Genomic DNA, 12825 nt, shown 5'->3' on the forward strand with positions numbered 1-12825 from the left:
TTTCACGTGAAACCAATCGACCCGCGACTGCTCCGCTACACCCGCGCCACGCGATTCTTCCTGGTGGCGGTCGTCACCCTGGGCGCCGTCGGCGCGGGGCTGGTGATCGCTCAGGCCATGCTCATCGCCGAGGTGGTGGTGGGCGCCTTCCAGCACGGTCTGGACCTGGCCGAAATCGGCACTCCCGTGATGCTCCTGGTCTGTGTCGCGGTCGGCCGCGCCCTGGTCGGCTGGCTCACCGAGCTGGCCGCGCACCGGGCGAGCGCGGCGGTCAAGTCGGAACTGCGGGGCCGACTGCTGGAGCGGGCCACGGCACTCGGCCCGGGGTGGCTGACCGGGCAGCGGACCGGTTCGCTGGTCGCCCTGGCGACCCGTGGGGTCGACGCCCTCGACGGCTACTTCTCGCGCTATCTGCCCCAACTGGGGCTCGCTGTGGTCGTCCCGGTGGCGGTGCTGGCGCGGATCGTCACCGAGGACTGGGTCTCGGCGGCGATCATCGTCGTCACGCTGCCGCTCATCCCGGTCTTCATGATGCTGATCGGATGGGTCACCCAGTCCCAGATGGACCGGCAGTGGGAGCTGCTGTCCCGGCTGTCCGGTCACTTCCTGGACGTCGTCGCCGGGCTGCCGACGCTGAAGGTGTTCGGGCGGGCCAAGGCGCAGGCGGAGTCGATCCGGCGGATCACCGACGAATACCGCCGGGCGACCATGCGGACCCTGCGGATCGCCTTCATCTCCTCCTTCGCGCTGGAACTCCTCGCCACCCTCTCGGTGGCGCTGGTCGCCGTGACGATCGGCATGCGGCTCGTGTACGGCGAGATGGACCTGTACACCGGCCTGGTCATCCTGATCCTCGCGCCCGAGGCGTACCTGCCGCTGCGACAGGTCGGTACGCAGTACCACGCCGCGGCGGAAGGGCTGGCCGCCGCCGAGGAGATCTTCTCGGTCCTGGAGACACCCGTGCCGACGCCGGGCACCGGCGCGGTACCGTCGGGCGCCCTGTCCTTCGAGGGCGTGACCGTCCGCTATCCCGGACGGTCGACGGACGCGTTGTCGAACGTGTCCTTCTCCGTCGAGCCAGGGGAGACGGTCGCGCTGGTCGGGCCGAGCGGGGCCGGCAAGTCGACGTTGCTGAACGTGTTGCTGGGCTTCGTGCGGCCGACCGAGGGACGGGTGCGGATCGGGGAAGCCGATTTCTCCGGTGTCGATCCGGCGCAGTGGCACAGCCGGGTGGCCTGGGTGCCGCAGCGGCCGCACCTGTACGCCGGGACGATCGCCGAGAACGTACGCCTGGCCCGGCCCGGCGCGGACGACGACGCCGTCCGCCGTGCCCTGCGGGACGCGGGTGCCCTGGAATTCGTGGACGCGCTGCCCGAGGGTGCCGACACCGCGTTGGGGGAGGACGGAGCGGGGCTGTCCGCAGGACAGCGGCAACGGCTCGCGCTGGCCCGCGCCTTCCTTGCGGACCGTCCCGTGCTGCTGCTCGACGAGCCGACGGCCGCGCTGGACGGGGCCACCGAGGCCGAGGTCGTGGCAGCTGTACGGCGGCTGGCGGCCGGTCGGACCGTGCTGCTGGTGGCACACCGGCCGGCCCTGCTGGCGGTGGCGGATCGCGTGGTGCGGGTGACGGAACCCGCTGCCGGCGACCGGGCGCGGCCCGGACCGGCGGATCACGACGGCGTCGACCAGGAGCCTCCGCTCACCGAACACGCTGCCGGTGCCGCTCCCGCCTCCGCCGAAGGCGCGGCGGGGTCCGGACCGGAGGACGCCCTGACAGAAACCGGCGCAGAGACCGGCGCGCGCGGAGTGCTGGCCCGTGTCCGTGCTCTGTCCGGTGCCCGGCGAGGGCGGCTCACGTTCGCGCTGGTGCTCGGCAGCATCGCGCTGGGCAGCGCCGTGGGCCTCATGGCGACGTCCGGATATCTCATCTCCCGGGCCTCGCAGCAGCCCCCCGTGCTCTATCTGATGATCGCCGTGACGGCGACGCGGGCCTTCGGCATCGGACGAGCCGTGTTCCGGTACGCCGAGCGACTCGTGTCGCACGACGCGGTGCTGAGGACGCTGGCCGACACCAGGGTCGCCGTGTACCGGCGGCTGGAGCGGCTGGCCCCTGCCGGACTGCGAGGAACACGCCGGGGCGATCTGCTCTCCCGGCTGGTCGCCGACGTGGACGAACTGCAGGACTACTGGCTGCGCTGGCTGCTTCCGGCAGGTGCGGCGGTGGCCGTCTCGGCCCTGTCCGTCGGCTTCACGGCCTGGCTGCTCCCCGAGGCCGGAGCCGTGCTCGCGGCCGGGCTGCTCGCGGCGGGAGCCGGTGTACCGGCGATCACGGGCGCCGTGGCCCGGCGTGCGGAGCGCCGGCTGGCGCCCGCCCGCGGAGTCCTCGCGACCCGCGTCACCGACCTGCTCACCGGAACCGCGGAGCTGACGGTCGCGGGCGCCCTGCCCAGGCGGACCGCGGAGACACGACGGGCCGACGGAGTGCTCACCCGGATCGCCTCGCGCGCGGCCACCGCCACCGCCCTCGGAGACGGACTCACCGCACTGATCTCGGGTCTGACCGTCACGGCCGCGGCCCTCGTCGGCGTGCAGGCGGTGTCCGCCGGCCGGCTGGACGGCGTGGCGCTGGCCGTTGTCGTCCTCACCCCGCTGGCGGCCTTCGAGGCCGTACTCGGACTGCCGCTCGCCGTGCAGCACCGGCAGCGAGTGCGCAAGAGCGCCGAGCGCGTGTACGAGGTACTGGACGCCCCGGTGCCGGTACAGGAGCCGGAACGACCCCGGCAGGCGCCCGCGTCGCCGTTCCCGCTCGTGGTCAAGGAGCTCGAGGCCCGGCATGCCGGGCAGGAACGGGACGCGCTCGCCGGACTGGACCTGAGGCTGGAGCAGGGCCGCAGGATCGCGGTGGTCGGCCCGTCCGGCTCGGGCAAGACGACGCTCGCACGGGTGCTGTTGCGGTTCCTGGACGCGAGGGCGGGCTCGTACACGCTGGCCGGTGTGGACGCGTACGCCCTGGACGGCGACGACGTGCGACGGCTGGTCGGACTGTGCGCGCAGGACGCCCACCTCTTCGACAGCTCGGTGCGCGAGAACCTGCTGCTCGCGAAGCGGGACGCCACCGAGGGTGAACTGCGCGACGCGCTCGCCCGTGCCAGGCTGCTGGAGTGGGCCGACAGCCTGCCCGACGGCCTGGACACCCTCGTCGGCGAGCACGGGGCACGGCTCTCCGGGGGGCAGCGGCAACGCCTGGCACTGGCCAGGGCGTTGCTCGCGGACTTCCCCGTGCTGGTGCTGGACGAACCCGCGGAGCACCTCGACCTGCCGACCGCGGACGCGCTCACCGCCGATCTGCTGGCCGCCACCGAGGGCCGCACGACCCTGCTCATCACCCACCGGCTGGCCGGACTGACGGCGGTGGACGAGGTGATCGTGCTGGACGAGGGGCGCGTGGTGCAGCGCGGAGCATACGAGGAACTGGCAGCCGTGGCCGGACCGTTGCGGCGCATGCTGCGGCGCGAGGCCGAGTCGGACCGGCTGGCGGTGGCGAACTGACCGGGACACGGAGACCGGGACGCCACAAGCGTGACCGTGAAGGGCGCGTGTGACAAGGCGTCAACCCTGACGGGCAGGGCCCCTTTTCGGCGGTATCACTGGTCCATCCGGGTCGCACGCTCCCCCAGGCGTACGACATGAACAGGACCGGGTGCCCGAGCGGCGCGAGGATCGCTGTCATGCGCCTCACCCGCCGCCGTCCGCTGCTCGTCGCCGTGCCGATGTGCGCGCTCGCCGTGCTCGCCGCCCGGCCCACCGACGGCGAGGTGCCCCAGGCCCCCGGCCACGGCCTGGGATCCGGCGTCAGTGCACAGGTGGTGCGGCTTTACGAGGAAGCGGCCGCGGCGACCCTGAAGTACGAGGCGGGCAGGCGCGAGGCCGACCGGCAGCGGGCCGAGGCGCAGCGGCTGGAGGATCTGCTCGACCGGGAGCGGGCGGAGTCCGCTGTCCTGAGCGAGGACCTGGGCCGGATCGCGCGGTCCCAGTACCGCACCGGCGGTGGGGTGCCGCTGACCGCGCACATCCTCCTCGCGGACGACCCCGAGGAGATGATGCGAGGCCAGCGGGCCCTGTGGAAGGCGCATGTGGCCCTCGACAACGCGATCAAGAAGAACGCACGGGCCGAGGCGCGGATCACCCGTGAGGAGGCGAAGGCGGCGGAAGCGTGGAAAGCGCTGGAGAAGCGGAACAAGCAACTCGCCGACCTGAAGAACGGCATCGAGCAGAAACTCGAGACGGCGCGGTGGCAGCTGCAGGGACAGGCGGACGCCTCGGTGACGGCCGGCTCCTGCCGTGGTGCGGTACGGCTCGACCAGCCGGAGTTCCGGTTCACCGACTCCTGGGTGCCACCGGTGGAGACCTATGCGCTGTCCGCGTCCTACGGGAGTGGCGGCGCACTCTGGGCCAACCAGCACACCGGGCAGGACTTCGCGGTGCCGATCGGCACGCCGGTGCGGTCCGTGGGCGCGGGCAGGGTGGTGAAGGTGTCCTGCGGAGGGGCCTTCGGCATCGAGATCGTGGTGCAGCACACGGGCGGCTACTACACGCAGTACGCCCATCTGGCCGCCGTCGCCGTCGACCAGGGCGAGCGCGTCTCGCCCGGGCAGTGGATCGGCCAGTCCGGGACCAGCGGCAACTCCACCGGACCGCATCTGCATTTCGAGGTGCGGGTCACGCCGGAGATGGGCTCGGCGGTGGATCCGGTGCCGTGGCTCGCGCAACGAGGCCTCACCCTCTGAGCGAGCCCCGGCACTCAGAAATGATCCGCAAGCAGCTGTTCGATCACCACGGCCACTCCGTCCTCGTTGTTGGCGATCGTCTGCCCCGAGGCGGCGGCGAGGACGTCCGGGTGGGCATTGCCCATCGCGTAGGAGCGGCCCGCCCAGGTGAGCATCTCGATGTCGTTGGGCATGTCCCCGAACGCCACGACCTGCTCGTGTGAGATTCCGCGTTCGGCGCAGCACAGGGCGAGCGTGCTCGCCTTGGACACGTCGGGACCGCTGATCTCCAGCAGGGCGCTCGGGCTGGAGCGGGTGACGTTGGCACGGGTGCCGACGGCCAGCCGCGCCAGGCTGAGGAAGGCGTCGGGGTCGAGTTCGGGGTGGTGGGCGAGGACCTTGAGCACCGGTTCGTCGGCGGCGGGGGCGTCCGGCGCCAGCAGTTCCTCGGCCGGGGCCAAAAGGTCCGGGACCTCCATGTGCAGCTTCGGGTACGCCGGCTCCTGGTGGAAGCCGTAGGTCTGCTCGACGGCGTACACGGTGCCCGGTGCGGCGTCGCGCAGCATCTGCACCGCGTCCAGCGCGTTCGGCCGGGCGAGCTCCCGCACCTTCACGAAGCGGTGGGCGCCGGGACCGCCGTGCAGGTCCACGACGGCGGCGCCGTTGCCGCAGATGGCGAGCCCGTGGCCGTGGACATGGTCGCTGACGACGTCCATCCAGCGGGCGGGGCGGCCGGTGACGAAGAAAACCTCGATGCCCGCCTCCTCGGCGGCGGCCAGTGCGGCGACCGTGCGGGGGGACACCGACTTGTCGTCGCGCAGCAGGGTGCCGTCGAGGTCGGTGGCGATGAGCCGCGGTGGGACGACGGGGCTGTCTTTCTGCTCGAGCGAGGTCGAGAACTGGGGAGAGCCCGGGGTCGCGGGCTGTCGGATCGCTGAGGTCACCCGGTCATTGTCCCGTATGCGCCCGCACGACCGTGCGGCACTCCGCACATGTGAGTGGTTACCGCTCTTCGGTGTTCCCCGAATCCCTCGACGAAGCGGTCGCCGCGAGGGCACGGGCATCGGTCCCGCCGGCCGGGCTCCTGCTCAGGACAGCTGCGCCGACGCCTCCATGGCGATCCGCTCGAAGATCTTCTGGTCCGCCGCGAAGTCCGAGTCCGGGACGGGCCAGTGGAGCACGATCTCGGTGAATCCCAGCTCCGTGTGGCGGCCCGCGAAGTCGACGAACGCGTCCAGGGACGCCAGCGGCCGGGCCCGGTCCGGGGTGAACCCCGTGAGCAGGATCTTTTCCAGTTCGGCCACGTCCCGCCCGCGCTCGGCGCAGGCGTCGGCCAGCCTCTCCAGCTGACCACGAATGGCGTGAACCGACTGCTCGGACGTGCCGTTCTCGTACAGCTTCGGGTCGCCCGTGGTCACCCACGCCTGCCCGTGCCGTGCGGCGAGCCGCAACCCACGCGGTCCGGTGGCGGCCACGGCGAACGGCAACCGGGGCCGCTGCGCACAACCCGGGATGCCACGGGCCTCGTGCGCCGCGTAGAAGTCGCCCTGGTACGACACGGAGTCCTCGGTGAGCAGCCGGTCGAGCAGGGGGACGAATTCGGCGAAGCGGTCGGCCCGCTCACGCGGCGTCCACGGTTCCTGGCCGAGCGCGGTGGCGTCGAAACCGGTTCCGCCCGCGCCGATACCGAGGGTGACGCGCCCGCCGGAGACGTCGTCGAGGGAGATCAGCTCTTTGGCGAGGGTCACCGGGTGCCGGAAGTTCGGCGAGGTGACGAGCGTGCCGAGCCGGAGCCGTTCGGTGGCCGTCGCGGCGGCGGTGAGCGTGGGGACCGCGCCGAACCAGGGGCCGTCCCGGAAGGTCCGCCAGGACAGGTGGTCATAGGTGTAGGCGGCGTGGAAGCCCAGCTCCTCGGCACGCCGCCACTTGTCGCGGCCACCCTCGCGCCAGCGGTCGATCGGCAGGATCACAGTGCTCAGTCGCATGAGGACGACCCTACGAGAGACCGAGCAGGTGTCGCATCGACTGCGCGGCGCGGACGGCGGCGTCACCGCAGCAGTTGTTGAACAGGACGTGGACCTCCCGAGCCTGCTCGGCCATCTCGTGGACGCGCGGTGTCCACTCGGAGAGTTCTTCGGGCGTGTACGAGTGGCGGAACCTCTCTTCCTTGGTGCCGGTCCCCCACGCGCCGTTGCGGCCGTGGAAGCGCACCAGGGCGAGTTCCGGGGTGGTGACCCGTACGACAGGTGGCACGGAAGCGGGAAGCGTCTGCACCATGTCCACGGCCACGGCGGCCGTGTCCAGCTCCGTCAGCAGGGCGGTCGTCGCATCGACCTGTTCCTCGCGCCACCAGCCGGGGTGCCGGAACTCCACGGCCATCGGCCATCCCGCGGCACGCTCACGGCACCGGCGCAGGAACTCCACCGCCGGCCTCCCCGGTACGAGCCGGCGGGGGAACTGGAAAACCAGCGTCCCCAGACGGCCGGACGCGCGCAGTGGTTCGAGGGCCGCGCTGTACCGGTCCCACACGTCGTCCAGCAGCCCGGGGTCGATGCCGGTCCGTCCCCGCTGCCGGGCGAAGGCCGGACGCAGTGCGGCGGGCAGCGCTTCCGGCCGTGTCGGATGTCCGGTGAGCAGGGAGAACGCCTTCACGTCGAACCGGAAGTCCTCCGGGGTGCGGTCGGTCCACAGAAGGCTGTTACGGGCGCTGGGCAGCCCGTAATAGGTGGAGTCCACCTCGGCCACCGGGAACTGTGTGGCGTAGTGCCGCAGTCTGCCCTCCGCGTCGCGGTGGCCTGCCGGATACCAGCCGCTGGACACCAGCGCCTTGTCCGTCCACGAGCAGGTTCCGACCCGGATCTCTCCCATTCCGCCCGTCTTCCCCGGACGCGGTGACGGATTCGTCCGGCGCAGGAAGCCGTCCGCCCGGCTCTGGGTGCCCGGGTGTTTCACGTGAAACGCTCACCGCACGCGCGCGCTCAGCCAGGGTGTGAGGACGATCATCGGGATGAACTCCTTGTGCGTCCGGTCCCCGGGCAGCGGCACCATCAGGAAGTACCCCGGCGGGAAGCGCCGCCCTCTGACGTGGGCGAGGCCGTCGAAGACGGAGCGAAGGAAGGCCGGGACATCGTCGCGGGGGATGTCGGGGCACTCCACGCCCTCCACGTCGATCAGCGCGTCGCCCTCGGGGTAGAGCCGCACCCTGACCCTGGGCAGGCCGCCGAACTCGACGTAGGCCTCATGGGGGAGGGACCCGTCCGGGTCGGTGGTGACTCCCACGCCTGCCGCGGTGCGGCGCGACGTCTGGTCGGCACCCACGTCATGGGTGACCTCGATCTCGCGCTCGTACCCCTCGGCGAGCGCCCGAAGGGCGGTGACGGCGGCCTCGGTGGTGGGCAGATGATCCATACCGCTGATCATGCGGTGTCGTCGGCTGTCGGGAAAGCACGGCAGCACCACCCACGAGGAACGCGCGGACGGCGGGGGACGGGGAAGCCGTCGTGTCAGTGGCCCTCGGGGAACCGCAGATACCGAGCGGGTACGGCGGTGGTCAGCCATACGCCGTTCGCGCTCACCCGGAAGACGTGGCCGTCGCGGTGCATGGCCGCCGCGTCCACGGGAAGGACCACCGGGCGGCCCCTGCGGGCGCCGACGCGGGCCGCCGTCGCACGGTCGGCGGAGAGGTGCACGTCATGCCGGTCCATGGGCAGCAGACCCTCGGCGCGGATGGCGGCCACGTGACGGCCGACGGTACCGTGGAAGAGGCACGGCGGTGGGACGGCCGACGGCAGTCCCAGGTCGACCCCGACGCTGTGACCCTGGCTGGCGCGGATCCGGGTGCCCTCGATCGCGAAGCGCTGTTTGTCGTTGGCGGCGACCACCTGGTCGAGTTCCGCCCGGGTGAACCGGAAACCGTGTGCGGCCGCCGCGGCGATCAGCGTGTCGATCTCGACCCAGCCGGCCTCGTCGAGCGCGAGCCCGATCTCCTCGGGCGTATGGCGCAGATGCCTGGCGAGGTACTTCGACACCTTCACGGTGCGTCTTTCGTCCATCCTCCCAGCCTGCCGGGAGAGACGCGCATCACGCGATCAATTTTGCCCAGGATGTTTGATCCACAGTCAAGTGTGGTTATCCACAGCGAAATCGGGTGCACCTGTGGACAACCGCTTCGGAGTTCCACCGGTCGTCTCGGAAAAACGGCTTCACCCGGGCGATCCGGCACACCGCCCGTGTCCCGCACCACTCCCCGACGAAGGGTCCCCTACGGGCCCGTACGACTCCAGGGGGACTCCAAAACGGCTCTCCGGTCTGACGACCCACGTGGCGCAGGCCACTAACGTCGGGGACGTGACTGTGATCGCGACCGAAAGCCTGAGCAAGCGGTTCCCCCGGGTGACCGCGCTTGACCGGCTCTCCATGGAAGTCGGGCCCGGTGTGACCGGACTCGTCGGAGCCAACGGAGCCGGCAAGTCCACACTGATCAAGATCCTTCTGGGTCTGTCCCCCGCCACGGAGGGCCGCGCCGAAGTGCTCGGCCTCGACGTCGCGACCAAGGGCGCCGCCATCCGCGAGCGGGTGGGCTACATGCCGGAGCACGACTGCCTGCCGCCGGACGTCTCGGCCACCGAGTTCGTCGTGCACATGGCCCGCATGTCCGGCCTGCCGCCCACCGCCGCGCGGGAACGCACCGCGGACACCCTGCGCCATGTCGGCCTGTACGAGGAGCGCTACCGCCCCATGGGCGGCTACTCCACCGGCATGAAGCAGCGGGTGAAGCTGGCCCAGGCCCTGGTGCACGACCCGGAACTGGTCTTCCTGGACGAGCCGACCAACGGTCTCGACCCCGTCGGCCGCGACGAGATGCTCGGCCTGATCCGCCGGATCCACACCGACTTCGGCATCTCGGTCCTGGTCACCTCCCATCTGCTGGGCGAACTCGAGCGCACCTGCGACCACGTGGTCGTCGTCGACGGCGGCAAGCTGCTGCGCTCCAGCTCCACCACGGACTTCACCCAGATCACGACGACCCTCGCGATCGAGGTCACCGACACCGACGAGCACCCCGACGGCACCCGCGCGGTGCGTGACGCGCTCCACGCGCGCGGGGTGACCGTCCAGGACGGCAGCGGACTGCCGGGCGCCGGCCACATCCTCCTGCTCACGGCAGAAGGCGAGGAGACCTACGACCTGGTGCGGGACGTGATCGCCGACCTCGGGCTCGGCCTGGTGCGCATGGAACAGCGCCGCCACCACATCTCCGAGGTGTTCAAGAACGACACCGACAACGACACCGCGGCCGGACCCGACACCGGCGACGGCGCGCAGCGGAAGGAGGCGGTCGGCCATGGCGGTTGAGCAGCCCCTGCGGACACCCGCACCGGCATCGGGTGACCAGACCCGCATCCACAACATCGGTTACCGCTCCTACGACGGCCCCCGCCTCGGCCGCTCCTACGCCAGGCTCTCGCTGTTCTCGCAGTCCCTGCGCGGCTCCTACGGCCTCGGCCGCTCGGCGAAGTCCAAGGTGCTGCCGATGCTGCTGTTCGTGGTGATGTGTGTGCCCGCCGCCATCATGGTCGCCGTCGCGGTCGCCACCAAGGCGAAGGAACTGCCCGTCGACTACACGCGCTACGCGATCATCATGCAGGCCGTCATCAGCCTGTACATCGCCTCGCAGGCACCCCAGTCCGTCTCGCGCGACCTGCGCTTCAAGACCGTGCCGCTGTACTTCTCGCGGCCCATCGAGACGGCCGACTACGTGCGCGCCAAGTTCGCGGCCCTGTCCTGCGCCCTGTTCATCCTCACCGCCGCTCCCCTGCTGGTGCTCTACGTGGGCGCGCTGCTGGCCGAACTCGACTTCGCCGACCAGACCAAGGGGTTCGCACAGGGACTCGTCTCCGTGGCACTGCTCTCGCTGCTCTTCGGCGGTATCGGCCTGGTCATCGCCGCGGTCACCCCGCGCCGCGGCTTCGGCATCGCCGCCGTGATCGCCGTCCTGACCATCTCCTACGGAGCGGTCTCCACCCTCCAGGCGATCGCCGAGTTCCAGGGCAGTTCCGGGGCGGTCGCCTGGATCGGGCTGTTCTCACCGGTCACCCTCATCGACGGTGTGCAGTCCGCCTTCCTCGGCGCGAGCTCCACCTTCCCGGGCGGAGTGGGCCCGACCAACGGCGAGGGCGTGGTGTACGTCCTCTTCACCCTCGGCCTGATCGCGGCCTGCTACGGCCTTCTGACGCGCCGCTACCGGAAGGTGGGCCTGTGACCACGCTCTCCATCGACCACGTCTCCCGCTGGTTCGGCAACGTGGTCGCCGTCAACGACATCACCATGACCGTCGGCCCCGGCGTCACCGGTCTGCTCGGCCCCAACGGCGCCGGAAAGTCCACCCTCATCAACATGATGGCCGGCTTCCTCGCCCCCTCCACCGGCACCGTCACCCTCGACGGGCAGGCGGTGTGGCGCAACGAGAAGATCTACCGGCACATCGGCATCGTCCCCGAGCGCGAGGCGATGTACGACTTCCTCACCGGCCGCGAGTTCGTCCTCGCCAACGCCGAACTGCACGGACTGGGCGCCAAGGAGGCCCAGCGGGCACTGGCGACGGTCGAGATGGAGTACGCGCAGGACCGCAAGATCGCCACGTACTCCAAGGGCATGCGCCAGCGGGTGAAGATGGCCTCCGCGCTGGTCCACGAGCCGTCCCTGCTCCTGCTGGACGAGCCGTTCAACGGAATGGACCCGCGCCAGCGCATGCAGCTGATGGACCTGCTGCGGCGTATGGGCGACGAGGGCCGCACCGTGCTGTTCTCCTCCCACATCCTCGAGGAGGTCGAGCAGCTCGCCTGGCACATCGAGGTCGTCGTCGCCGGCCGGCACGCGGCCAGCGGTGACTTCCGCAAGATCCGCCGGCTGATGACGGACCGCCCGCACCGCTACCTGGTGCGCTCCAGTGACGACCGCGCCCTCGCGGCCGCGCTGATCGCGGACCCGTCCACGTCCGGCATCGAGGTCGACCACGGCGAGGGCGTGCTGCGGATCCAGGCCGTCGACTTCGGCCGCTTCACGTCCCTGTTGCCCAGGGTCGCGAAGGAACACGGCATCCGCCTGCTCACGGTCTCGCCGTCCGACGAGTCCCTCGAGTCCGTCTTCTCGTATCTCGTCGCGGCGTAGGAGGCCGAACACCATGTACGACCCCACAGTCGCCCGGCTCACCTACCGGGCCCTGCTCGGCCGTCGCAGGGCCCTCATCCTGGGCGCCCTGCCGCTGCTGCTGATCGCGATCTCCCTGGCGGTGCGCGTTCTCGCCGGTGCCGACGACCAGACCGCGGCCGACGTCCTCGGCGGGCTCGCGCTCGCCACGATGGTGCCGATCATCGGTGTCATCGCGGGTACCGGCGCGATCGGTCCCGAGATCGACGACGGCTCGGTGGTCTACCTGCTGTCCAAGCCGGTCAAGCGGTCCACGATCATCTACACCAAGCTGATCGTGGCGATCGCCGTGACGATGGTCTTCTCGGCGGTGCCCACCCTGGTCGCGGGCTTCATCCTGAACGGCAACGGCCAGCAGATCGCCGTCGCCTACACGGTGGCCGCGCTGGTCGCCTCCATCGCGTACGCGGCGCTCTTCCTGCTGCTCGGCACGGTCTCCCGGCACGCGGTGGTGTTCGGTCTGGTCTACGCGCTGGTCTGGGAGGCCCTGTTCGGCTCCCTGGTCCCCGGTGCCCGCACGCTGAGCATCCAGCAGTGGTCGCTGGCGGTGGCCCAGAAGGTCGCCGGCGGTGAGCTGGTCACCTCGGACGTCGGCCTGACCACCGCGACGATCCTGCTGGTCGTGGTCACCGTGCTGGCCACCTGGTACGCCGGTCAGAAGCTGCGCACGCTCACGCTCGCCGGCGAGGAGTGAGGGCTTTCGGCGAAGTGGCGGGCGGTGGCCGGGCAGGCGCCGCCCGCCGCGTTCGAATTCGGTGGCGCCGGACTCCTCCGGCGGGCAGAGTGGTGGTGTCCGCAGCGCCGGGAAGGTCCGGCGCCGTCTGCTGGGAGAGGAGCGGGACGAATGTCG

At 71.1% G+C, this 12825-nt stretch carries 11 protein-coding genes; 6 read left to right on the forward strand and 5 right to left on the reverse strand.

The annotated features are described in order from the left end of the window. Positions 1–6 precede the first annotated feature (6 nt). Entirely contained in the window at positions 7–3549 is a 3543-nt protein-coding gene (gene cydD / locus PYS65_RS18395; protein WP_279335034.1) for a thiol reductant ABC exporter subunit CydD, read from the forward strand. A gap of 179 nt (positions 3550–3728) precedes the next feature. Beyond that, positions 3729–4787, forward strand: coding sequence for a M23 family metallopeptidase (locus PYS65_RS18400; protein WP_279335035.1), 1059 nt, complete (start codon positions 3729–3731; stop codon positions 4785–4787). Positions 4788–4801: 14 nt separating this feature from the next. Here the strand turns inward: PYS65_RS18400 and PYS65_RS18405 are convergent, their stop codons facing one another. The 5 genes from PYS65_RS18405 to PYS65_RS18425 form a co-directional block, all read right to left on the reverse strand. Next, a complete protein-coding gene (locus tag PYS65_RS18405) occupies positions 4802–5728 on the reverse strand; it encodes an HAD hydrolase family protein (protein ID WP_279337991.1) in 927 nt (308 codons plus the stop codon). A 126-nt stretch (positions 5729–5854) separates the two neighbouring features. Continuing rightward, positions 5855–6751 (reverse strand): LLM class flavin-dependent oxidoreductase, encoded by an 897-nt coding sequence (locus PYS65_RS18410; RefSeq protein WP_279335036.1) that lies wholly within the window; start codon positions 6749–6751, stop codon positions 5855–5857. A 10-nt stretch (positions 6752–6761) separates the two neighbouring features. After that, positions 6762–7634 (reverse strand): DUF72 domain-containing protein, encoded by an 873-nt coding sequence (locus PYS65_RS18415; protein WP_279335037.1) that lies wholly within the window; start codon positions 7632–7634, stop codon positions 6762–6764. A 93-nt stretch (positions 7635–7727) separates the two neighbouring features. Further along, positions 7728–8186, reverse strand: a complete 459-nt coding sequence (locus PYS65_RS18420; protein WP_279335038.1) for a hypothetical protein — start codon at positions 8184–8186, stop codon at positions 7728–7730. Positions 8187–8269: 83 nt separating this feature from the next. Further along, positions 8270–8818, reverse strand: coding sequence for an RNA 2'-phosphotransferase (locus tag PYS65_RS18425; RefSeq protein ID WP_279335039.1), 549 nt, complete (start codon positions 8816–8818; stop codon positions 8270–8272). Between the two features lie 268 nt (positions 8819–9086). On the opposite strand from PYS65_RS18425, the gene PYS65_RS18430 reads away from it, so the two are divergent. Genes PYS65_RS18430 through PYS65_RS18445 form a run of 4 tightly spaced genes read left to right on the forward strand, consistent with a single transcriptional unit; the run spans position 9087 to position 12669 of the window. After that, entirely contained in the window at positions 9087–10121 is a 1035-nt protein-coding gene (locus tag PYS65_RS18430; RefSeq protein ID WP_387035406.1) for an ABC transporter ATP-binding protein, read from the forward strand. After that, complete coding sequence (locus PYS65_RS18435) at positions 10111–11028, forward strand: ABC transporter permease subunit (protein WP_279335040.1); 918 nt, start codon at positions 10111–10113, stop codon at positions 11026–11028. The genes PYS65_RS18430 and PYS65_RS18435 overlap by 11 nt, the downstream gene beginning before the upstream one ends. Beyond that, positions 11025–11936, forward strand: a complete 912-nt coding sequence (locus PYS65_RS18440) for an ABC transporter ATP-binding protein (RefSeq protein ID WP_279335041.1) — start codon at positions 11025–11027, stop codon at positions 11934–11936. Before PYS65_RS18435 ends, PYS65_RS18440 begins: the two co-directional genes overlap by 4 nt. A 13-nt stretch (positions 11937–11949) precedes the next feature. Further along, the gene (locus tag PYS65_RS18445) at positions 11950–12669 is read left to right on the forward strand and encodes an ABC transporter permease (protein WP_279335042.1); all 720 of its coding nucleotides are present in this window, start codon (positions 11950–11952) and stop codon (positions 12667–12669) included. Positions 12670–12825: the final 156 nt, after the last annotated feature.

It is taken from the genome of Streptomyces cathayae, from assembly GCF_029760955.1.
GTDB classification, from domain to species: Bacteria; Actinomycetota; Actinomycetes; order Streptomycetales; family Streptomycetaceae; genus Streptomyces; species Streptomyces cathayae.

Excerpts from the sequence above, each read along its gene's own strand:
- PYS65_RS18400 (WP_279335035.1), top strand. The coding sequence starts at position 3,729 with ATGCGCCTCACCCGCCGCCGTCCGCTGCTCGTCGCCGTGCCGATGTGC.
- PYS65_RS18425 (WP_279335039.1), bottom strand. The coding sequence starts at position 8,818 with ATGGACGAAAGACGCACCGTGAAGGTGTCGAAGTACCTCGCCAGGCAT.
- PYS65_RS18415 (WP_279335037.1), bottom strand. The coding sequence starts at position 7,634 with ATGGGAGAGATCCGGGTCGGAACCTGCTCGTGGACGGACAAGGCGCTG.
- PYS65_RS18420 (WP_279335038.1), bottom strand. The coding sequence starts at position 8,186 with ATGATCAGCGGTATGGATCATCTGCCCACCACCGAGGCCGCCGTCACC.
- PYS65_RS18445 (WP_279335042.1), top strand. The coding sequence starts at position 11,950 with ATGTACGACCCCACAGTCGCCCGGCTCACCTACCGGGCCCTGCTCGGC.
- PYS65_RS18410 (WP_279335036.1), bottom strand. The coding sequence starts at position 6,751 with ATGCGACTGAGCACTGTGATCCTGCCGATCGACCGCTGGCGCGAGGGT.
- PYS65_RS18435 (WP_279335040.1), top strand. The coding sequence starts at position 10,111 with ATGGCGGTTGAGCAGCCCCTGCGGACACCCGCACCGGCATCGGGTGAC.